Below are 18,499 nucleotides of genomic sequence, written 5' to 3'. Positions count from 1 at the left end.
GACGGCCTACGTCCCGAGCGAGCCGGGCGGAGAGACTGTGAGTCAGCGCGTTGTCGCTGGGCGCGCGCGATCCGGGTTGTGTGAAGGGCGCCCTGAGGAGGCCGCGGCCACGGAGTTCGGGCTTCTGATCGACTACCCGCCGGGCACTTATACCCGCCGGGTATGGCGTCGCTGAGGCGCGGAACGACGACTCCGCGGACGGCCGTCAGGTGATCTGCTTGCTTGCCAGGCACGGATTCCTCTGCGGCGTCGTTGCCGTCAAGGCCCGCGATGCGCTCGCCGGTGAGGCAGCCCTGACGTTGCGTATCGACGCCGCTCGCAGGAACCCGCAGCCACCGCCACGAACGCGGGGGTCAGCGATGGGTGAACGAACGGACACCCCAGCAACCTCGCCCGCAGCGAGGAGCCCGCAGTGAGGATGTGTCTCGCGGCCTCGCGATCACCTCGCTCACGCCGTCTTGGCGTGTTCATCGGCGCTCAGGACGGTCCGCAGTCGCTGGTATCGGTCGAGGTCTTGCCAGGTGTCATGGTCGGCCGGGCTGGGGTTGCGGCGTCCGGTGTCCCAGGCCCAGACGCTGGCAGCAATACCGGCGAAGAGGGGTATGAGCAGCCACAGCAGGGCGCCCATGGTGTGAGCCTCCTTCGATGCGATGGGTCGGACGGGCCAGTGGAGCTCAGGCGGTCAGCTGCTTGGGTGAGCCGCCGGAGATGGCGATCTTGCGGGGCTTGGCGTGTGCCGCTAGCGGGATGCGCAGGGTGAGGACGCCGTTGTCGTAGGCGGCCTCGGCGGCAGCCGTGTCCAGGGCGTCGGACAGCGCCAGGCGGCGGGTGAACCGGCCGGTGGGCCGCTCGGTGAGTACGGGACGGGCGTCGGCCGGGATCGGGGAGGGCCGCTCGGCGGTCAGGGTCAGCGTGTGATGCTCTGTGGCTAGCTCAATGGTGGAGCGGTCCATACCGGGCAGATCGAACTGCAGGTAGAGCGCTTCGTCGTCGCGCCAGGCATCCGCCGGGATGATGGTGCCGGCCGACGCGGCACCGTTCGCGAGCTGCAGTGTGAGCCGGTCAAGATCGCCCAGAACACCCGCACGCGCAAGCATCTCCCAACTCTCCCTCCCTGAAGGCAGGCCGCAGGGACTGCGGCCTGACGATCGAGTACCTGCCTATCCGTATAACCCGACAGAAGACTCACTGACAAGCTCTGGCTGCACGAAGTTGACAGTGGGAGACTCAATCTCCTATCACGTGCTGTGAGTGTTCGGTTGCGCCGACGTCATCGGCCGCCACGAGGGCGGTCCGGCGGTTGGCGCACGGGATGGCCGGAAGGGAGGCCGCTGTGACGGAAAGGATGAAGCCTGTCTGGCTGCTGGCCGCCCGCGGCGCGGCAGCGGTGGTTTTCGGCGTGCTGACGCTGCTCTGGCCGCAGCTGACGGTGCTGGCCCTGGCCTGGGTGTTCGGTGCGTACACGCTGGTGGACGGCGCGATGCTCATCGCTACGGCGTGGCGGCACCCCCAGGAGCGCCGGCCCGCTGCGGCCTGTGCGGCGGCCGGCGCGCTGGGGGTGGTGGCCGGACTGGTCACGGCCCTGTGGCCGGGTCTGACGGCCCTGGCGCTGGTGGTCATGGCGGGCGCCTGGGCCATCGTGACGGGCTGCCTGGAGCTGTGGGCCGCCACGCGGATGCGGCATGAACTGCGGCATGCGTGGTGGTGGCGGGCCTCCGCCGTCGTGTCGGTGGTGGCGGGTGTGCTGTTGTGGCTGCGCCCGGAGGCCGGTGCGGTGGCCATCGCGCTGGTCCTGGGCGTCTATGCGCTGATCACGGGCGGCCTGTGGCTGGCTGCCGCCTGGCGCCCGGGACACTGGTGCGTGGGCGAGCTCCAGCACGCCCACGGCCTCGACTTCGTTGCCCTGCGCGCCCAAGGCCCAGTGCTCGGGGTGACGACCTTCGGTCGCGACGCCCCGTATACCCGCCTGGCCGTGTCCACCCCTGATCCGGAGGCGGACGCGGCCTGGCTGCAGCAGACCACCGCTCAGAACAGTCGCAACAAGTTGAGCCGATAGTTGTCAACTTTCCAGCGCAGTGGTACATCAGAAGTAGAGCGGATTGGACGCCGGAACGACGTGAAGGAGCGATGACAGATGCTGATGCGTACGGATCCCTTCCGCGAGCTCGACCGGCTCGTCGAGCGGGTCTGGGGCACGGCCGCACACCCGGCGGGCATGCTGCTGGACGCCTGGCGTGAGGGTGACACGTTCTTCGTGGAGCTGGACCTGCCGGGCGTGAACCCGGAGTCGATCGATCTCGATGTCGAGCGCAACGTCCTGACGGTGAAGGCCGAACGCAAGCCGGCGTACGGCGAGAACACCGAGACGGTGGTCACCGAGCGGCCCGCGGGGACGTTCAGCCGGCAGCTGTTCCTCGGCGAGACCCTCGACACCGACAAGATCGAAGCCTCCTACGAGGCCGGGGTGCTGAAGCTGCGGATCCCGGTCGCCGAGCAGGCCAAGCCGCGCAAGATCGCCATCAGCGGTGGCAGCGACCGCAAGGAGCTGGACAGCTGACCGCCACAGCAACTCCGTCTCTTCAAGGGCCTCGGGCATCAGTCCGGGGCCCTGACGCCGTCTTTGGCCCTTCGCGCGTATGCGACCGCGGGGGCGCCGGCAGGTGACAGGTCCCGTGGCGTGCCGTAGGCCAGCCCAGTCCCGCACCGCAAAGCACGACGCCGAAGGCCAGGCACATCGTCCGCCACCACCGATGCCCCTCCTGCTCGGGATGCGGCCTACGGTGCGGGCCGGGATGCCGGGCCGTCTGCTCGCTCAGCCCCTCAAGCAGCCAGCTCCGCCACCGCGGCGCCACCGGTGCGGATCCTCCCGGGCCACCGGGCTCGCGCGTGCCCGTACGCCCACGTCGATGCCGGTCATGCGATCCCCTTCTGCGCGAGCCGTCGGGGCGCCAGGGCACCGACGTGCCACCGTCATCCCATGGAAGCCACGGTCCCTCGCACGGTTACCCGCGCATACGGCGTACAACAGAAGCGACGGTCCCGCGGAGCGTCAGGTGGGAGAACCTTGCCGGCTTCTCGCGTCCGGCGCTGGGAGCGCATCAGGCCGGGGCCGGACCCTCCGGCTTCCCGCCGTTCGCGTCGAACACCTTGGTGAAGGTGGCCCCGCACCGGCAGCGGGAGTGCTCGATCAGTTCTCCCTCGGCCGACACGCTCAGCCCCTGGCTGAGCCGAACGTGCACATGATCACCCATGAGGAGCTGCCTTCCTTGACTCGTCTGGTCCGGTCATCGTGGAGGCCCACCGCGCGGACCGACAATGCCGCAGCTCACAGGTGCATGCCGATCGTGACGCCCCGAGGGGCCGCCGCAGCGCCCAGGAGATCGGAGTGCGAAGTTCCTGGCAGACAGTGCGCGCCCGCCGTCAGGGGGCAGGCGCGCACTGTCCGGATCACCCGGACGGCTTCGTGGACGGCTGGGCTACTCGTGCGCCGGGTTGCGGCTGCGGGTGACCGGCGGCGTGCAACATCGGCGCGGCGTGCCGCTCGGGCCGATGGCCGCCCTCGACCGGGACACGGCTGCGCGGCTCCTCTGAGTCACCGGGCAGCGGCACGGGTCGGCGCGCCACCAGGCGTCCGACCCAGCGGCGGCCGCAGTGCTCGCAGGGTGGGGCGCCCTGCGGCGTATACGGGGAGGGAACCGCGGTGTTGTCCCAGTAGAAAACCTCCCACTCGGCGTCGAGAGCGTCTCGGTAGCGCTGGACGTCGTAGTCGACGCTCCAGCGGTGTCAGCACGAGCCGCACGTGAACTCCACACGTTCGACAGCAAGTTCGGTGATCACTGCACTCCACCTCCCATCCAGTGTGCGGGAACGGTCCGGGGTGTTGACAGGGCCGCGCCGAGGGACGGATACACGGCCAGGTCGGAAGCAGCGCCGCTGCTGTGCAGCAGCCGCTCCGTCCGCCCGTGTGGGCATACCAGGCGCAGCTCCCCCTGATCCTGGTCCAGCAGCGTCCGCACGGACATCAGAGCGTCGAGGCCGTCGGCATCGGCATGGGTCAGTTCGGACAGGTCCAGGATCAGGTGCTGGTGCCGGTGCTGCGCATGGACGGACGCAGCGAAGTCACGCAGTTCACGGGCCGTGGCCGCGTCCAGGACGCCTTTGATCTCTATCACGGCCCAGCCGTTGTGCCAGTGCGCCGCGAGGAACAGCGCCATGATCCGCACCCCCTCTCTGCTTCTCAGTGTGTGCGCGAGCCGCCCACGGTCAGCAACCCTGCATCTCTGCTTCCACTCCTTCGCCCTGCACCGCTCAGCGTTTCGCAATCACGGAGTACTGCGGGCACCACCTCCCCTATACCTCGCCCAGACTTGACAATGCAAGACTCAAGTTTTATCTCAGAAAGCAGGCAAGAGGGTATGAAACCGCAGCTCAGCATGGGCAAGGAGGTGGCCGGACGTGCAGGCGCCGGAGCCAGAATCCGACCTGTACGCGGTGCTGGGGGCGCAGCCCTCGGCGACGGCCGAGGCGATCACCTCGGCCTTCCGCGCCCGGGTGCGGGAACTGCGCCCCGACACCCGAGTGGACGCGGACACCGCCGCCCGGTTCGCTGAAGTCCGGGCGGCGTACGAGACGCTGCGCAATCCCATCCTGCGGGCGGCGTACGACCGGCGCCTCGAGCACACGCTGCCGAGGCCTGATCGAGGAGCTGCCCTTACCGTGCCGGCGCGGTCCGCGTGGCGGTACGCGGTACTGCTCGGGGAAATGCGTCCCGAGCCGCCGCTGCGTGCGGGGCCGGTCCGGCACCTTCGACGTGTCGCTGCTGGAGATGGGCGAGGGCGTCATCGAGGTGAAGGCCACCAACGGCGACGCATCTGGGCGGTGACGACTGGGACCAGCGGATCGTCGACCACTTGGTCAAGCGGTTCAAGAACCACTACGGCGTCGACCTGTCCAAAGACAAGATGGCCGTGCAGCGCCTGAGGGAGGCGGCGGAGAAGGCGAAGGTCGAGCTGTCGTCGTCCACCGAGACGACCATCAAACCGAGACGACCATCAACCTGCCCTACATCACCGCCTCGGCCGAGGGACCGCTGCACCTGGACGAGAAGCTGACACGCGCCCAGTTCCAGCAGCTGACGGCGGACCTGCTGGAGCGGTGCAAGGCGCCGTTCCACAACGCGATCAAGGACGCCGGAATCAAGGTGTCCGACATCGATCACGTGGTGCTGGTGGGCGGCTCGACCCGTATGCCGGCGGTGACCGAGCTGGTGAAGGAGCTGACCGGCAAGGAGCCGCACAAGGGTGTCAACCCGGACGAGGTCGTGGCCGTCGGTGCCTCGCTGCAGGCGGGTGTGCTCAAGGGCGAGGTCAAGGACGTCCTGCTGCTCGACGTCACCCCGCTGTCCCTGGGCATCGAGACCAAGGGCGGCATCATGACCAAGCTGATCGAGCGCAACACCACGATCCCGACCCGGCGTTCGGAGATCTTCACCACCGCGGAGGACAACCAGCCGTCGGTGACCGTGCAGGTCTTCCAGGGCGAGCGGGAGATCGCCGCGTACAACAAGAAGCTCGGCATGTTCGAGCTGACCGGCCTGCCGCCGGCTCCCCGCGGAGTGCCGCAGATCGAGGTCACCATCGACATCGACGCCGACGGCATCATGCACGTCTCGGCCAAGGACCTGGGCACCGGCAAGGAGCAGAAGATGACGGTGACCGGTGGCTCGGCGCTGCCCAAGGACGACATCGACCGCATGGTCCGCGAAGCCGAGCAGCACGCCGAGGAAGACCGCAAGCGGCGCGAGGCGGCCGAGACCCGCAACCAGGGCGAGCAGCTCGTCTACTCGACCGAAAAGCTCCTGAAGGACAACGAGGACAAGATCCCGGCCGATGCCAAGACCGAGACGGAGACGGCGCTGGCCGACCTGAAGGAGAAGCTGAAGGACGAGAACGCGGACACGGCCGCGATCCGGCCGGCCGTCGACCGCACCGCGCAGGCCGCGCAGAAGATCGGCACCGCCCTGTATCAGCAGTCCCGGGCCGAGCAGCCGGCGGGTGCGGCCGACGCGTCCGCGGGCGGTGGTACGAGCGGTGGCTCGTCCGACGATGACGTGGTGGACGCCGAGATCGTCGACGACGACAAGCCGGAGGCTGGATGACGATGACCAGGAGCGGTCCGCAGAGCACCGAACTTCAGCAGCTGCGGCGCCTGGTTCAGGAGCGGACCGCCGACCTGCAGCGGGTCAAGGCCGAGTACGACAACTACCGCAAGCGGGTTCGGCGGGACCGCCTGGCCGTACGCGAGATCGCCGCGGCCAACGTGCTCAAGGCGCTGCTGCCCGTGCTGGACGCCGTCGACCGGGCGTGCGCCAAGGAGCCGCTCACGCCCGGTCTGAAGGACATCGCCGACAGCCTGCAGGAGCAGCTCGGCTCGCTGGGCGCCACCTCGTTCGGCCAGGTGGGTGATCCGTTCGACCCCGCCTGCCACCACGCCCTCATCCACCACGTCTGCGCCGCTGCGGACCGCCTGCTGTGCTCGGCGGTCCTGCGTCCCGGCTACCGTCTTGGCGAGCACCTGCTGCGCCCGGCGACTGTGGAGGTCACCGGGCCGGCCCCGCCCGCGAGGAGCGCACCGGCGTCGGAGTGCGGCGTACGGGGGTCACCCGCCCGAGCAGACAAGCCGCCGTTGCCTGTCGTGCGGAGCTGACAGGCTTGCCCCCACCTGGGTACCGGGGAAGAGGGCATCGCATCCGATGCCCTGAGATCGCTGGCAAGCGGAGGTGACGAACGATGCAGCACCACGAATTCCTCGCTCGCGTACGCGAGCTCGGCGAATACGAAAGCCAGGACGAAGCCGCGAAGGTCACCGACGCGGTGCTGAGCGTGCTGGCCCAGCGCATCAGCCCGGGTGAGGTCGACGACCTTGCCTCCCAGCTGCCCGGACCGCTCGGACAGGCACTGGTCGAGGCCAAGCAGGCGCAGGCGGAGAGTTTTGGGATCGAGGAGTTCTACCGCCGGGTCGCCGAGCGCACCGGCGCCCGGCCGCGCACCGCACAGTGGGACGCCAGCGCGGTCCTGACCACCCTGGCCGGCGCTGTCTCCGGAGGTGAGCTGAACCAGATCATCAGCCAGCTCCCCTCCGGCTACGCCGTACTGTTCGGCAAAGCCGATCTGGCCAGCTGAAACCAAAGACCCCCCGGGCACCCCGAGTACGGTCACGTCGTCGGCGTGCAGACCAGCACTGGTCCGCTGGGCCAGGGCGTGACCACCGCAGCCTGCGCGTCACGATCGCCGAGGCTGTCAAGCCGCGCAAGATCGCCGTCGGGGTGCCGCAAGGAGATCTCCGGCTGATCGATGGCGGCCGGGGCCGACCAGCGGCGGAGGACGGGCACCTGATCTCCCCCTCACCCGCCCTCCGCCCTTACCGGAGCAAAGAGCCGAAGAAGGGTGGCGGCCGACGTGACCCTGCGACGCGAAGTCTTCCTCGAGCAGGTGAAGGAACGCGGTGAGTACGAAACGGAGCACGAAGCAGAGCGTGCGGCGCGCGTGGTCCTCGCCCTGCTGGGTGCGCACCTGATCGGCGAGGTGCGGGCCCAGCTGGCGGCATGCCTACCGGAAGACTTCGCCCTGATCCTGCTCAACCCCCTGCAGAGCGCCGAGCCGCTGACGCCGGAGAGGTTCGTGCGGGCGACGGCAGCCTGGATCGAGGGGGCCACCGAGCAGACCGCGGCCTGGGACGTCAGCGCCGTCCTCAGCACCGTCGCCGACGCTGCGGGCCACGACCTCCTGGGCCAGGTCTTGCTCCAGCTCCCCGCAGGCTACGACCTGCTCTTCGGCCGCCCCCAGTCCACCTGACCAAGCCCCGTCCCGCACACCCACCGGGCACCGGATGCCGGCCACAGAAGGGCAAACGTCCGCCGTGATGATGTAGATCAGGGCGCCGAGGTAGAGCCAGGTGAGCAGGCCGAGCACGATGCCGAACATCCCGTAGGTCGCTGTCGTGCCCTTCAGCACGTGGCCGACGTAGTAGGAGCCGGCCCACTGCAGCATCTGCCAGGCGCACGCCCCGCCCAGGGCGGTGGCGGACATCAGGCGCAGCGGTATCCGCCGCCCGGCCAGGAGCCGGTAGGTGAGCAGCAGCAGGGCGGCGTTCAAGACGATGGCTACCAGGGCGGCGGCAATGCGGACTCCGAGGGCCAGCCGTGTGCCGAACGCGCTGGCGGCTGACGCGGCGGCCGACAGCGCCGTGGTCACCGCCACGCCGACGGGCAGCAGGCCGAGGAACTTCAGGCCGCCCCCACTGGGGCAGGCACAGGCCCTCGGGCGGGAGAGGTCTACCGCACCGAGGGCCTTACCCAGCCACTCCAACTGGGAGCGCTTGGAGTTAACGCACCCACTGTGCCATGAGCAAGATCCTGACACCCGTAGGCGGTGCCCACCGCCACGGTGGCCGCCAGCGTAGAGCGCGGCCTGTCCTGCTTCCCCCCTTTCGGACAGGGCGCACCGCCCATGCGGGTGGTGGCGAGCCGGCGAGCAAGGCGCGACTACGGCAGTCGCCACCGCAGCGCCAAGCGGGGGCTGTGGCGGATGAGCCAGGCGGTGGCCAGGCCGATCCCGGCCCCGGCAGCGACATCGCTCGGATAGTGGGCACCGCTTTGCACGCGCTCGATCGCCACCGCTGCGGCTGGCACCGCGCACACCATGCCCGCCAGCGGCCAGGCGGGCCAGACGGCGGCAGTGAAGGCTGCGGCGGCTGCGGTGTGCCCGGAGGGAAACGAGGACGACTCGGGGCGGTCCTCGACCTCGTCGTGCGGGATCCACTCCTTCGGCGGACGGGCCCGGTCGGCCAGATGCTTGCACAACCCGTTGGAGACCAGCTGCGCCACCGCCAGCGCCGCCAGACCGGCCGCCGCGGCGCGTCGCCCGCGCCAGCCCCCCGCCCACGCCATCACCACGGCCGCGCCGCACCACAACTTGCTGCTCTGCGCGCACTCCTCCACCGCCGACAGCGTCCGGTGCGCATCCGCAGGGGTGCAGGCGGCGAGCCGCCGAGTCAAACGCCGATCAGTCTCACGCAACCCCGCCAACAGCCTCATGAACTGCAAGTATCCCCGTCACCACCGCACCATGCCCCTGCGATCACCGTGCGGAGGAGGGCGCGTGGCGGACGCAGGACTACAAGCGCACCAGAACGGCAAGACAGCCGCTTCCCCCATCGCGCCCGGAAGCCAAATCTGCTCAGTCATCGTCCAGGCGCCGTAGGTCGTCCTCGTCCCACTTCCTGGTGTCACGAGGCTGGGTGTACGGCTCGGCCTCGGCGGGATGGCCGCCGGCGATAGCTCGCTGCCGCACGGTCTCGGCATCGAATTCCAGCCCCAGCAGGATGGCGAGGTTGCTGATCCACAACCAGACGAGGAAGACGATGACGCCGGCCATGGTGCCGTAGGTCTTGTTGTAGGAGGCGAAGTTCGCGACATAGAACGCAAAGCCCGCGGAGGCGGCCATCCAGATCACCAGCGCCAGGAAACTGCCCGGGGTGACCCAGCGGAACCCCTTCACCCTCGCATTCGGGCTCGCCCAGTACAGGATCGCGATCATCACGGTGACCAGCAGGACCAGCACCGGCCACTTCGCGATTCCCCACACCGCCAGCGCCGCGTCCCCGGCCCCGAGCGCCTGCCCGGCCTTGCGGGCTAGGCCACCGGTGAAGACCACGATCAGCGCGCTGGCCACCGCCAGCACCATCAGCACCACCGTGACGCCGAGGCGCACCGGCAGGATCTTCCACACCGGCCGGCCCTCCGGCATGTCGTAGACGGCGTTCGCCGCGCGAATGAAGGCGGCCACGTACCCGGACGCCGACCACACCGCCAGCACGACGCCTACCAACGCCATCACCGATCCGGTCCCAGCTCTGCCCTGAAGCTGTTCCACCGCCCGGGTGAGGATGTCCCGCGCCGAGCCGGGAGCCAGCTGTTTGAGGTTGGCCAGCACCCTGTCGGTCGTCGACCTGCCGGTGACCCCCAACAAGGAGACCAGCACCAGAAGGGCCGGGAACAAGGACAGCACCCCGTAGTAGGTCAGCGCCGCCGCCCGGTCGGTCAGCTCGTCGTCCTTGAACTCCTTCAGGCTGCCCTTGAGGACCGCGCCCCAGGCCTGTTTCGGCAGCCTCGTCGGCGCATCCGGCGCCGCCTGCTCAACCTGCGGGTCCGGCCCCGCCTCCTGCGGCGACGGCACCCGGGAGGCCGGGTCCTGCGCGGCGCCGTGGTGATCCTTCTTGCCTGGAAGATGCAGCTTCGCCATACCGTGACGGGTAACCCGACAGCACCCAGGTCAACACCGGATCCTTCGCGTATCGGCGCGCCCGACGTTCACTCGCTTTCCCACATATCACCGTCGCCGTTCCCGGCAGGACGGGAACCCGGTCGGGACTGCTGCCGAGGAAGGGACCGCTCCGTCGTGATCGTCACAGCGGTTTTGCTGCCGCCCGGACTGGTTGTGCTGCTGCTCGTGATGGACAGGATCGAGAACTGGCTGACTCCCACCACGACTGTGCCGCGGCACCGAACTGTTTGTTCCAGATTCTGGCCGAGCGGGAGGAGAAGGCCTCCGTGGCCATCGCCTCGAACGAATCGTTCGGAGGCTGGAGGAAGACCTTCACTGACCACCTGCTCTGCGCGGCGATCATGGAGACCGGCTCACGTTCGGCGGCAACATCATCGAAACCGGCACCGAGTTCTACCGCCTCGCCCACACCGAGAACCAGCAGGGCAACGGCTGACCGCACGCACGAGAAGCCGGATTACCGGCCCGCAACCGCGCCGACGCGTGCCAGCACGTCGTCGGCCAACTCCCGCGGGCTCAGCTCGCCGTCCAGGAACACGGTGTCACGGGGCAGCGTGTCCACTGCTGCCACACACGACATCATGAAAGCGCTCCTCCAAGGCCGGCAACAGGCGCAAGGGGCGTCGCAGACGTGGCCCACCCGCAGATTCGACGCGCCGGGCCACCACGCAGGAAAACCATGACCGTCAGCGGCCTGCGTACCGCGCTGAGCACCCTCGTGCCCGCTGGTCATCCACCCGTCGAACACCACGGAGTGTCGTGGTCCCATGGCATGCCGTGGGGAGAGTTCACCATGGATCCCAACCATCTGCTCGTCGGAGGACGCTGGGTGCACACGTCCAGCGACCGTGTCATCGACGTCGCATCCGCGAGTACCGGCGATCATCTCGCTACCGTGCCGGACGGTTCCCAGGACGACATCGACCGAGCGGTCGGAGCCGCTCGTGCCGCATTCGACGCACCGGCCGGCTGGGCCTCCTGGGGCCCTGAACATCGCGCGGCCGCCATGATCCGTCTCGCGGACGCGCTCGAGGCGAGGAAGGAGGCGACGTCCACCGCCGTCAGCGCGCAGAACGGCATGCCGATCACTGTCGCCCGGTCCTTCGAAGGTGTGGTGCCATCAGCCCTGCTGCGCTACTACGCGGGTCTGGCCGACAGCATGACGTCCGAGGAACTGCGCACCGGACTGCCCCGTGGCACCACCCTGGTCCGCCGGGAACCCGCAGGCGTCGTAGCCGCCATCATGACCTGGAACTTCCCTCAGACCATCGCCTTCTTCAAGATGGCCCCGGCTCTGGCGGCCGGTTGCGCGCTCGTCCTCAAGCCGGCTCCGGAGACGGTCCTCGACTCGGTTGCTGTTGGCAGAGGCGGTCGAGGAAGCGGGGATCCCCGACGGCGTGATCAACATCGTTCCGGGCGGCCGCGACACCGGCGCGTATCTGGTCTCCCATCCTGACATCGACAAGGTGTCGTTCACTGGGTCCACCAGTGCGGGGCGTCAAGTGGCCGCCGCATGCGCCGAATTGCTGCGACCGGTGACCCTGGAGCTGGGAGGTAAGTCCGCGGCCGTCGTCCTCGACGACGCCGACCTCACCGCGACCGCAGAGCAGTTCTTCATGGCCAGTCTGCTGAACAACGGTCAGACCTGTTACGCCAGTACCAGGATCCTGGCTCCGCGCAGCAGGTATCGGGAAGTGGTCGGGTTCTGTACGGCGATGGCCCGTGACGCCGTCGTCGGTGACGCGCTCGACCCCGGCACCCAGATCGGCCCCGCTCGTCAGCCAGCGTCAGCGCGAACGGGTGCTGGCTTACCGGGATTCTTGCAGAAAGCCCCGGCGTTCACGGAGGGGGTGAATGCATCTCAGGACTGCTCTGACGTGCACGTTAGAGCGGACGTTTTTGCTGCTCGATGTACTGGCGGACGATCGCCAACGGTGCTCCGCCGCACGATGCGGAGAAGTATGAGGGGGACCACAGGTGCCCGTGCATGATGGCGCGGTTGATCCGGCCGGTGAACTCCTGCCGTATCCGGCGGGCGGAGACGCCCTTGAGGCTGTTGACCAGCTTCGAGACGGCGACCTTGGGCGGGTAGTGCACCAGGAGGTGGACGTGATCGCGCTCGCCGTTGAACTCCTTCAGCTCCGCCTCGAAGTCCTCGCACACCTTGCGCATGATCTCTTCGCAGCGCGTCAACATCTCGTCGTCGAACACCCCGCGCCGGTACTTCGTCACAAAGACCAAGTGCACATGCATCGCCGAAACAACGTGCCTGTGTCCAGTCACCGTTCCCGCCCCGAGCGCTGAAGGCGCCCGCGACGTAGGACTCGTCCCAGTAGTCGTAATCCACCTCGGCACGGTGAGCGTCGTCCGCCTCGATCAGCCCGGCCGTTCCCTCCCCGGTGCCGCGTGGTTGCGCCTCCATCGCGCGCAGCACCTCGCGCGGGGTCCGCCCCCGTATCAGTGTCAGGGTGTATCCGCTCCCCATCATGTGGCGAAAGAGCGGCGAGGTACGGATCCAGGCGTAGTCGTGCGCGGTCACCGAGTTCATACGGCGCAGTGTGCCTGATGCCTCTGACAACGCCCGGTGCAAGCCGGCTCTTACCGCGGGAGCTGGTCCTCGGGTCGCGCCGCCGAGGCCATGTCAGAAACATGATCGTGTTACGAGCTCTACGGCAACACCGTTGCGTTAACGCTGTGACCTGCGAGGCAAGGGGGTTGGGCGAGGCAATGAGGTCATGGTAGTCCGGCCGGTCACGCGCGCTGTGGCACCGCCCGGGAGCCGAGCGATTCAACCCGAGGACAGCTGAAGCGTCAGTCAGTGGGCTGGTCAGACCCCCGAGCGGTGCCAGGTCCCAGTCTCAATGTCGGTGGGGGATGTCATCCTCAGCTCCATGGATCACTCTGCGCGGATCACCGCGTTCACAGGTCTCGTCGGACCGCCGCCCGGCCCGGCGCCCGCCGTCGACTGGGCGGCGGTCGAGGGCTGGCTCGGCACCCCGCTGCCCGGTGACTACAAAGCGCTCGTGTCGGCGTACGGTGCGGCCGAGATAGGCGGCCCGGGTGCGGCGATCCGGCTGCACCCCCCGTGCGTCAGCACCGACGGCCGCTTCGAGTACGCAGCATGGATCGTCGAGACGCACCGGCACTCGGCGATCCGACCCGGCATGTTCACCGCGCGTCGGCGCCCCTTCCTGCCCGAGGAGGGCGGCCTGCTCGCCTTCGCCACGACGAGGAGCGGCGACCACCTCTTCTGGAACACGGGCGCGTCGGACGACCCCGACGAGTGGCCGGTCACGCTCATGACCACGAATGTGGCAGTCGGGGTGAGCGAGCCCTGGGTGGACTACGAAGTCCCTTTCCTGGAGCTGCTGTTCACGCTGCTGCGCACCGGCGTGCCGCACCCGGGCGAGCCCGGCGGGCTGCTGGGCCCGCTGTCCTCACAGATACGGGTCTGGCCGCCGCTGGCCGGGGCCGCACCCTGGTCGCCACCGCCTGCGGGCACCGCCGTGGACGCGCGGCAGCACGCGGCGCTCACCGAGGGCTCGGGCCTCGACGCCGTCATGGCGCTGGTTCCACCGCCCCTGGAGCCGTATCTGGGCGAGGGCACATGGGAGCAGGTCTTCGAGCGGCTCGGCACCCGGCTGCCGCCGGACTTCGTGGCGCTCGCGGAGCGGTACGGGGCGGGCAACTGGAGCTGGTGGCTGGACATGAGCGCCCCACTGTCCCTGGACCGGCCACGGGAGCAGGGGCTCGCGGCCACCGTCGAGGGCATGCTTGACGGATACCGCCAACTGCGCGCCGCCCATCCCCAGTACTACCCGATGCCCGCGTGGCCCGAGCCCGGCGGCTTCCTGCCGTTCGCGTCGACGATCGACGGGGACCAGATCGGCTGGTGCGCGGACGGCCCGCCCGAGACATGGCGCGTAGCCGTCAACCCACGCCACTGCGACCAAGGACCGCCCCTGCCAGGCGACTTCACGGCAACCCTGCTCACGTGGTTGCGCGGCGGCCCCGCCGAATCCGGCTTCCCCGGTCTGACCGGCCGGGACCTGCATCCGCTGGACGTCATGTTCTTCGAACCGTTCGGGCCGGGCGCGCCGTGGTGAAGGCCCCAAGACGACGGGCTGGGGCCTCAGCACCGTTGCGTTAGGGCCATGAGCGGCTGTTGAGGCCGTCGGCGAAGAACACGACGGTGGTGCGGACGGTGTAGTTCTGGGCCTTGTGGGGGTGTTGTCCCGCGTTCGGGCCGTACTTGCTGGTGGGGTTCCTTCGGGTGCGGGCCTTCACCCGTTGCCGTCGGTGGGCGGGCAGGAGGTCGCCCAGGGCCGCGCGGCCGATCGTGCCGACCAGGTCGACGAGGGTGCTGGGGAAGATTCCATGGCTCGCGGTGACGGTGTCGGTTGCGGCGGCCAGCAGGACGGTGAAGCTGATCCGTTCCATGGGTATGTCCGGCCGTCCGGTCAGGGCGTCGTCGCCGGCGCGGATCAGGGCCTGGTAGGCGGTGAGCAGGGCGTAGACCTGCTGGTCAAGGCCGTCGATGCTGCGGGAGCGCAGGACACGGCCGTCGAGCATCGTGGCCTTGATCGAAAAATATGCAGTTTCTGCCTGCCACCTGCGGTGATAGAGATCAACGAGCTCGGTGGCCGGATACTTGACGGGGTCCAGCAGATTGATGATCAGCCGCCACTGCTCGGTGCGGACGGTGCCGTCGGCCAGGGTGACGGTGAGGGTCGCCTCGATCACGCGGACCGGCAGCAGTACCCGGAGGACGCCGTAGCCGATGCGGGCGATGTAGGAACCGTCGCCCAGGTGCTCGGCGGAGGCGGGGACACGGGGGCCCCGGAACACACGAGGAACCTCGCCCCGCTTTGATGGACGGCATGAAGGAACTCGTTGCCGTCGAAGGCCGCGTCGGCCAGCAGGAGCATCGTCTTGTCCAGGGCAGCCAGAAGCCGCTTGGCATAGGGGAGTTCTCCCTCCGACTCCGGTCCGAAGGCGGCGGTAATGAGCGCTCGGGTGCCACACTCGACCAGGGCCAGCAGCCGCAGCAGCGGATAGCCGAACCCCAGACTCTCCCCGGCCCACTTGGGGTAGCGCCAGGTGAGCGTCTCGTCGTCGGGGGTGTGCAGCAGGGTCCCGTCGACAGCCACCGTGCGCAGGCCCTGGTAGAAGGACCCGTCCTGCCCGGGGCGGGCGACGGGCCCGGCAAGCGTCTCGAACAGACCCCGCAGAGGCGCGGCCCCCACCCTGCGCCTGGCCCGTGTCAGCGAGGAGACCGAGGGACGCACCAGAGCCAGCGGGGTCAAGGCCGCCGTCAGCTTGGACCACACCATGCGATAGGAGTGGCGCTCGAACAGCGCGAGAGCGAGCACGAAGTACACCACCACCCGCGAAGGCAGCAGCCGCAGCCGCTTCTCGCGCCGACCGGTCTCCTCCAGCACCGCGCCCACCAACGCGAAGTCCACGATCTGGGTCAACTCGCCCAGGTGCCCCGGAGCGAACACCCCCGCGGCTGTCTCGACCGTAGACGTGATGACAGACTTCTCCTGCATCGGGACCCCTGACCTTGACCGACTTTCTCGCCGATCGTTGATCTACAGAAGTCCCATTGCCTCGCCCAACCCCCTTGCCCCGCAGGTCACAGCGTTAACGCAACGGTGTTGAGCTCTACGGGCCGCGGGAAATCACTGGCTGGTCCTAGGCACGTACGGGATGCTGCAGGCGTGATCGAGCGAGAAGCCGCAGTTCGGGCCGTCGAGGAACAACTGGAGCGCGACTATCAAAGGTGGCGTGCTGGGGGTGCGGAGGCACTGCGCATGGCTGTGGTGGACGTCGAGGAGCACGAACTGGTGTGGATCGTCTACTGGACGTCCGAGCAGTTCGCGCGCACTCGGAATCCGGAGTTCATGCTCGCAGGCAACGGGCCGTACCTGGTCGACCGTGTCGACGGGGGACTGCATCAGGTCGGCGTCGTCTCCGCGGTGACCGGAGCATGGGAGGACGACTACCGGGCCCGTATACGTGGGTTGCCGGTGCGCACTGCGGTGGACGATCTACACGATGTGCTCCGCGAAGTCGCCGCTACGCGCGGCCGCATGCACGCTGTGCGGACACTGCGTCAGAGGCTGCCCGGGCTCTCGCCTGCGGAGGCCATCGAGTACGTGGGCGCGTTGCTGGAGGGTGATGCACCGGCGAGCCTCGTGGCCGTCGCCCACAAGGAACTCGTGGAGCCTCTCAACCAGGTACTTGCCGTGAAGACCATTCTGAATGGGGCGGCGATTCGAGCGGGTCAGTGACCCGACGGATGACTGGAAAGCCAGTCGGCATGCCGATCGCGCATCCGGTCCCGCTCGTCGGAAGGGGCGAGGAAGACGTCGGTGCCACCGTCGAAGGGGTGGTGGATGCACTGCATCCGGCTGTCGGTGATGAGGACTCCCGCCGCTTTGTCGTCGACGATGTCTCGGAGCGTCTCGCCGATGCAGCCACGCGGCCAGGTCCGGCGTACGGCGGAGAGGGAGCAGTACCTGCGGAAGCCAGAGGGTGTGTGCGTGCGGTTGGGCTGGGCGCGGTCGGCGTCGACGTGGTGTGGCTCGGGCGCGGGTCCTGCGACTGCTGGTCGGGGGGCCCGTGCAGGTGGGTGCCCCTCAGGGAGCCGATTGGCAGTCCGCCGACGCCGTATTGTGCCGGTTCGCCTTCCGCCAGGGGGGCGGGGTCTGATCCGTCAGCACACCTATGAGGCCGCGAGTTCTCCAATCAGTGGGGGACAGGGGGGTGCGGGAGGCCGGCCGGTCTGTCCGATCCTCGCCCACCGCGCCGGGAGCGGGGTGGGCGGGGACCAGGCGGAGCGTCCGTAACGAGGGGCGGACGTCTTCTACACGGCCGGCAACCGCGACGACCGCACGGCATTCGCCGACGTGGTCGGCAGCGGCCACGTCCAGCCCGAGGCGGTGTACGAGGGAGCGGCGGATGAGCGAGCAGGGGCAAGCTCCATCGTCGGATGGCGGCTGATTACGCCGGACACGCTCGTTCCGGAGCGCATGGATCTAACCGCTCGGCCCGGCACCGAGCGCGCTGTCCACGGTCCGTCAGCCTCCCTCGTGCAGCTTGGAACACCCCACGGGCCACTTATCCACACGCTGCATGTCCGTGACCCTGGCTGCGACTTGTGCGGTCGAGCCGCCTCATGCGCCTTCGGCGTCCACACGCTCCGCTGACTCGAGTAGGTACTTTGGCAGCTTCGAACTGGCTGCCGGCACCTCGATACCGACGAGGCGGCCCTGCTCTGGGTTCGTAACTGACGTGCGACACCGTTTGTCACCGAGTCCGGGCAGCACTTGGTGATTGCAGGGCAAGAAAATGTCGATGAGAACTGACACCGGTCGTGGGGGCACTGCGGCGCGACGCTGCGAAGATCTCCGAAACCTCCACCGCAGCTCGGTTGATCCACCAGACTTGTCCCAACGGAGAAGGGGCGGAAAGCATGGCAAACAGCGCACTTCTGGTGATGGACGTCCAACGGGACGTCGTGGCCATCGCCGATGACGGTTCCGGATATCTGCCGCGCTTGCGAAGGGCGATCGACGGTGCCCGGGCTGCGCGTATCACCGTGATCTACGTGGTGCTCAGGTTACGGCCGGGCGATTCAGAAGTCAGCCCCCGCAACAAGGTGATGACAAACGCTGTGCGGGCCGGCTTGTTCACCGAGGGAGCCCCTGGCACCGAGATCCATGACGACGTCGCGCCCCAGCAGGGCGACGTCGTGGTCACCAAGAGGCGGGGGAGCGCGTTCTCGGGCAGCGACCTCGACCTGGTACTCAGGGCTCGCGATATCGACAGCCTTGTTCTCACCGGCATCGCCACCAGCGCTGTAGTGCTGTCCACCCTGTGGCACGCCATCGACCTGGACTTCGGCCTCACCGTCCTGGCGGATGCCTGCCTCGACACCGACCCCGAGGTGCACCGGATGCTCACCGAAAAGCTGTTCCCGCAGTGGGCAGATGTCCTCGCGGTCGAGGACTGGGTCAAAACCATCGCACCGCAATAGCGGAAGGCAGCCCGGACTGAGCTGCCCCGAGTTTCGTGGAGTCCGGTGATCTTGTTTTAGGCGGACTGGGGGGTGGCTTCCTGTTGTCGCCACCACTCGCGTTCGTACTCGG

At 68.6% G+C, this 18,499-nt stretch carries 20 protein-coding genes and 5 pseudogenes; 14 read left to right on the top strand and 11 right to left on the bottom strand.

Annotated features, from left to right (window positions below; genetic code table 11):
• Positions 1 to 448: 448 nt before the first annotated feature.
• Positions 449 to 628 (bottom strand): hypothetical protein, encoded by a 180-nt coding sequence (locus tag ACFYZE_RS28255; RefSeq protein ID WP_388999825.1) that lies wholly within the window; start codon positions 626 to 628, stop codon positions 449 to 451.
• Positions 629 to 674: 46 nt separating this feature from the next.
• Positions 675 to 1,097, bottom strand: coding sequence for an Hsp20/alpha crystallin family protein (locus ACFYZE_RS28250; protein WP_388999822.1), 423 nt, complete (start codon positions 1,095 to 1,097; stop codon positions 675 to 677).
• 248 nt (positions 1,098 to 1,345) lie between these two features.
• Between ACFYZE_RS28250 and ACFYZE_RS28245 the strand changes: the two genes are divergently transcribed.
• On the top strand, positions 1,346 to 2,056 hold the full coding sequence (locus ACFYZE_RS28245; RefSeq protein WP_388999819.1) for an HdeD family acid-resistance protein: 711 nt from the start codon (positions 1,346 to 1,348) through the stop codon (positions 2,054 to 2,056).
• 78 nt (positions 2,057 to 2,134) lie between these two features.
• Positions 2,135 to 2,557 (top strand): Hsp20/alpha crystallin family protein, encoded by a 423-nt coding sequence (locus ACFYZE_RS28240; protein WP_388999816.1) that lies wholly within the window; start codon positions 2,135 to 2,137, stop codon positions 2,555 to 2,557.
• A 541-nt stretch (positions 2,558 to 3,098) separates the two neighbouring features.
• Here ACFYZE_RS28240 and ACFYZE_RS28235 read toward each other — a convergent pair.
• Entirely contained in the window at positions 3,099 to 3,251 is a 153-nt protein-coding gene (locus ACFYZE_RS28235) for a hypothetical protein (RefSeq protein ID WP_388999813.1), read from the bottom strand.
• Between the two features lie 582 nt (positions 3,252 to 3,833).
• Entirely contained in the window at positions 3,834 to 4,214 is a 381-nt protein-coding gene (locus tag ACFYZE_RS28230; RefSeq protein WP_388999810.1) for an STAS domain-containing protein, read from the bottom strand.
• Positions 4,215 to 4,455: 241 nt separating this feature from the next.
• On the opposite strand from ACFYZE_RS28230, the pseudogene ACFYZE_RS28225 reads away from it, so the two are divergent.
• The 6 genes and pseudogenes from ACFYZE_RS28225 to ACFYZE_RS28200 form a co-directional block, all read left to right on the top strand.
• A pseudogene (locus ACFYZE_RS28225) lies at positions 4,456 to 4,653 on the top strand (DnaJ domain-containing protein); the annotation flags it as partial.
• A 145-nt stretch (positions 4,654 to 4,798) separates the two neighbouring features.
• Positions 4,799 to 6,157: pseudogene (dnaK, locus tag ACFYZE_RS28220) on the top strand (molecular chaperone DnaK); the annotation flags it as partial.
• Positions 6,154 to 6,705: a nucleotide exchange factor GrpE gene (gene grpE / locus ACFYZE_RS28215; RefSeq protein ID WP_388999807.1), complete on the top strand. Its 552-nt coding sequence runs from the start codon at positions 6,154 to 6,156 to the stop codon at positions 6,703 to 6,705. The pseudogene dnaK and the gene grpE, both read left to right, overlap by 4 nt.
• A gap of 83 nt (positions 6,706 to 6,788) precedes the next feature.
• The gene (locus ACFYZE_RS28210) at positions 6,789 to 7,181 is read left to right on the top strand and encodes a DUF2267 domain-containing protein (RefSeq protein WP_388999804.1); all 393 of its coding nucleotides are present in this window, start codon (positions 6,789 to 6,791) and stop codon (positions 7,179 to 7,181) included.
• 45 nt (positions 7,182 to 7,226) lie between these two features.
• Positions 7,227 to 7,349: a hypothetical protein gene (locus ACFYZE_RS28205; protein ID WP_388999801.1), complete on the top strand. Its 123-nt coding sequence runs from the start codon at positions 7,227 to 7,229 to the stop codon at positions 7,347 to 7,349.
• A gap of 108 nt (positions 7,350 to 7,457) precedes the next feature.
• Positions 7,458 to 7,853, top strand: a complete 396-nt coding sequence (locus ACFYZE_RS28200; protein WP_389000124.1) for a DUF2267 domain-containing protein — start codon at positions 7,458 to 7,460, stop codon at positions 7,851 to 7,853.
• Positions 7,854 to 7,916: 63 nt separating this feature from the next.
• On the opposite strand, the pseudogene ACFYZE_RS28195 reads toward ACFYZE_RS28200, so the two are convergent.
• The 3 genes and pseudogenes from ACFYZE_RS28195 to ACFYZE_RS28185 form a co-directional block, all read right to left on the bottom strand.
• Positions 7,917 to 8,420, bottom strand: a pseudogene (locus ACFYZE_RS28195) (YhjD/YihY/BrkB family envelope integrity protein); the annotation flags it as partial.
• A 122-nt stretch (positions 8,421 to 8,542) separates the two neighbouring features.
• Positions 8,543 to 9,055 (bottom strand): phosphatase PAP2 family protein, encoded by a 513-nt coding sequence (locus tag ACFYZE_RS28190; RefSeq protein WP_388999798.1) that lies wholly within the window; start codon positions 9,053 to 9,055, stop codon positions 8,543 to 8,545.
• A 181-nt stretch (positions 9,056 to 9,236) separates the two neighbouring features.
• Positions 9,237 to 10,301 carry a YihY/virulence factor BrkB family protein gene (locus ACFYZE_RS28185; RefSeq protein WP_388999795.1) on the bottom strand — a complete coding sequence of 355 codons (1,065 nt, stop codon included), beginning with the start codon at positions 10,299 to 10,301 and terminating at the stop codon, positions 9,237 to 9,239.
• A gap of 269 nt (positions 10,302 to 10,570) precedes the next feature.
• Here ACFYZE_RS28185 and ACFYZE_RS28180 point away from each other — a divergent pair.
• The 3 genes and pseudogenes from ACFYZE_RS28180 to ACFYZE_RS28170 form a co-directional block, all read left to right on the top strand.
• Positions 10,571 to 10,779, top strand: a pseudogene (locus tag ACFYZE_RS28180) (ATP-binding protein); the annotation flags it as partial.
• Positions 10,780 to 10,974: 195 nt separating this feature from the next.
• A complete protein-coding gene (locus tag ACFYZE_RS28175; RefSeq protein ID WP_388999792.1) occupies positions 10,975 to 11,799 on the top strand; it encodes an aldehyde dehydrogenase family protein in 825 nt (274 codons plus the stop codon).
• The gene (locus ACFYZE_RS28170) at positions 11,741 to 12,334 is read left to right on the top strand and encodes an aldehyde dehydrogenase family protein (RefSeq protein ID WP_388999789.1); all 594 of its coding nucleotides are present in this window, start codon (positions 11,741 to 11,743) and stop codon (positions 12,332 to 12,334) included. Before ACFYZE_RS28175 ends, ACFYZE_RS28170 begins: the two co-directional genes overlap by 59 nt.
• Here the strand turns inward: ACFYZE_RS28170 and tnpA are convergent.
• Together tnpA and ACFYZE_RS28160 are read right to left on the bottom strand one after the other, a co-directional pair.
• The gene (gene tnpA / locus ACFYZE_RS28165; RefSeq protein WP_055626711.1) at positions 12,228 to 12,596 is read right to left on the bottom strand and encodes an IS200/IS605 family transposase; all 369 of its coding nucleotides are present in this window, start codon (positions 12,594 to 12,596) and stop codon (positions 12,228 to 12,230) included. The two genes, ACFYZE_RS28170 and tnpA, sit on opposite strands and share 107 nt — an antisense overlap.
• 73 nt (positions 12,597 to 12,669) lie before the next feature.
• A pseudogene (locus ACFYZE_RS28160) lies at positions 12,670 to 12,828 on the bottom strand (DUF6461 domain-containing protein); the annotation flags it as partial.
• Between the two features lie 406 nt (positions 12,829 to 13,234).
• On the opposite strand from ACFYZE_RS28160, the gene ACFYZE_RS28155 reads away from it, so the two are divergent.
• On the top strand, positions 13,235 to 14,449 hold the full coding sequence (locus ACFYZE_RS28155; RefSeq protein WP_240362508.1) for an SMI1/KNR4 family protein: 1,215 nt from the start codon (positions 13,235 to 13,237) through the stop codon (positions 14,447 to 14,449).
• A gap of 40 nt (positions 14,450 to 14,489) precedes the next feature.
• On the opposite strand, the gene ACFYZE_RS28150 is transcribed toward ACFYZE_RS28155, so the two are convergent.
• Positions 14,490 to 15,086, bottom strand: coding sequence for a transposase (locus ACFYZE_RS28150; protein WP_388999785.1), 597 nt, complete (start codon positions 15,084 to 15,086; stop codon positions 14,490 to 14,492).
• Positions 15,083 to 15,895, bottom strand: a complete 813-nt coding sequence (locus ACFYZE_RS28145; protein ID WP_388999782.1) for a transposase domain-containing protein — start codon at positions 15,893 to 15,895, stop codon at positions 15,083 to 15,085. Before ACFYZE_RS28145 ends, ACFYZE_RS28150 begins: the two co-directional genes overlap by 4 nt.
• A 171-nt stretch (positions 15,896 to 16,066) precedes the next feature.
• On the opposite strand from ACFYZE_RS28145, the gene ACFYZE_RS28140 reads away from it, so the two are divergent.
• Both ACFYZE_RS28140 and ACFYZE_RS28135 read left to right on the top strand, forming a co-directional pair.
• A complete protein-coding gene (locus ACFYZE_RS28140) occupies positions 16,067 to 16,639 on the top strand; it encodes a YrhB domain-containing protein (RefSeq protein ID WP_388999779.1) in 573 nt (190 codons plus the stop codon).
• Positions 16,640 to 17,823: 1,184 nt separating this feature from the next.
• Positions 17,824 to 18,387, top strand: a complete 564-nt coding sequence (locus tag ACFYZE_RS28135; RefSeq protein ID WP_388999776.1) for a cysteine hydrolase family protein — start codon at positions 17,824 to 17,826, stop codon at positions 18,385 to 18,387.
• Positions 18,388 to 18,499 lie beyond the last annotated feature (112 nt).

It is taken from the genome of Streptomyces sp. NPDC001796 (assembly GCF_042892355.1).
Taxonomy (GTDB): domain Bacteria; phylum Actinomycetota; class Actinomycetes; order Streptomycetales; family Streptomycetaceae; genus Streptomyces.
This window is presented reverse-complemented; position numbering and strand designations above follow the sequence as displayed.

What these genes read in the sequence shown, in the direction of transcription:
- ACFYZE_RS28245 (WP_388999819.1), top strand. Translation starts at nt 1,346, where the DNA reads ATGAAGCCTGTCTGGCTGCTGGCCGCCCGCGGCGCGGCAGCGGTGGTT.
- ACFYZE_RS28185 (WP_388999795.1), bottom strand. Translation starts at nt 10,301, where the DNA reads ATGGCGAAGCTGCATCTTCCAGGCAAGAAGGATCACCACGGCGCCGCG.
- grpE (WP_388999807.1), top strand. Translation starts at nt 6,154, where the DNA reads ATGACGATGACCAGGAGCGGTCCGCAGAGCACCGAACTTCAGCAGCTG.
- ACFYZE_RS28145 (WP_388999782.1), bottom strand. Translation starts at nt 15,895, where the DNA reads ATGCAGGAGAAGTCTGTCATCACGTCTACGGTCGAGACAGCCGCGGGG.
- ACFYZE_RS28210 (WP_388999804.1), top strand. Translation starts at nt 6,789, where the DNA reads ATGCAGCACCACGAATTCCTCGCTCGCGTACGCGAGCTCGGCGAATAC.
- ACFYZE_RS28255 (WP_388999825.1), bottom strand. Translation starts at nt 628, where the DNA reads ATGGGCGCCCTGCTGTGGCTGCTCATACCCCTCTTCGCCGGTATTGCT.
- ACFYZE_RS28230 (WP_388999810.1), bottom strand. Translation starts at nt 4,214, where the DNA reads ATGGCGCTGTTCCTCGCGGCGCACTGGCACAACGGCTGGGCCGTGATA.
- ACFYZE_RS28235 (WP_388999813.1), bottom strand. Translation starts at nt 3,251, where the DNA reads ATGGGTGATCATGTGCACGTTCGGCTCAGCCAGGGGCTGAGCGTGTCG.
- tnpA (WP_055626711.1), bottom strand. Translation starts at nt 12,596, where the DNA reads ATGCATGTGCACTTGGTCTTTGTGACGAAGTACCGGCGCGGGGTGTTC.
- ACFYZE_RS28135 (WP_388999776.1), top strand. Translation starts at nt 17,824, where the DNA reads ATGGCAAACAGCGCACTTCTGGTGATGGACGTCCAACGGGACGTCGTG.
- ACFYZE_RS28155 (WP_240362508.1), top strand. Translation starts at nt 13,235, where the DNA reads ATGGATCACTCTGCGCGGATCACCGCGTTCACAGGTCTCGTCGGACCG.
- ACFYZE_RS28250 (WP_388999822.1), bottom strand. Translation starts at nt 1,097, where the DNA reads ATGCTTGCGCGTGCGGGTGTTCTGGGCGATCTTGACCGGCTCACACTG.
- ACFYZE_RS28240 (WP_388999816.1), top strand. Translation starts at nt 2,135, where the DNA reads ATGCTGATGCGTACGGATCCCTTCCGCGAGCTCGACCGGCTCGTCGAG.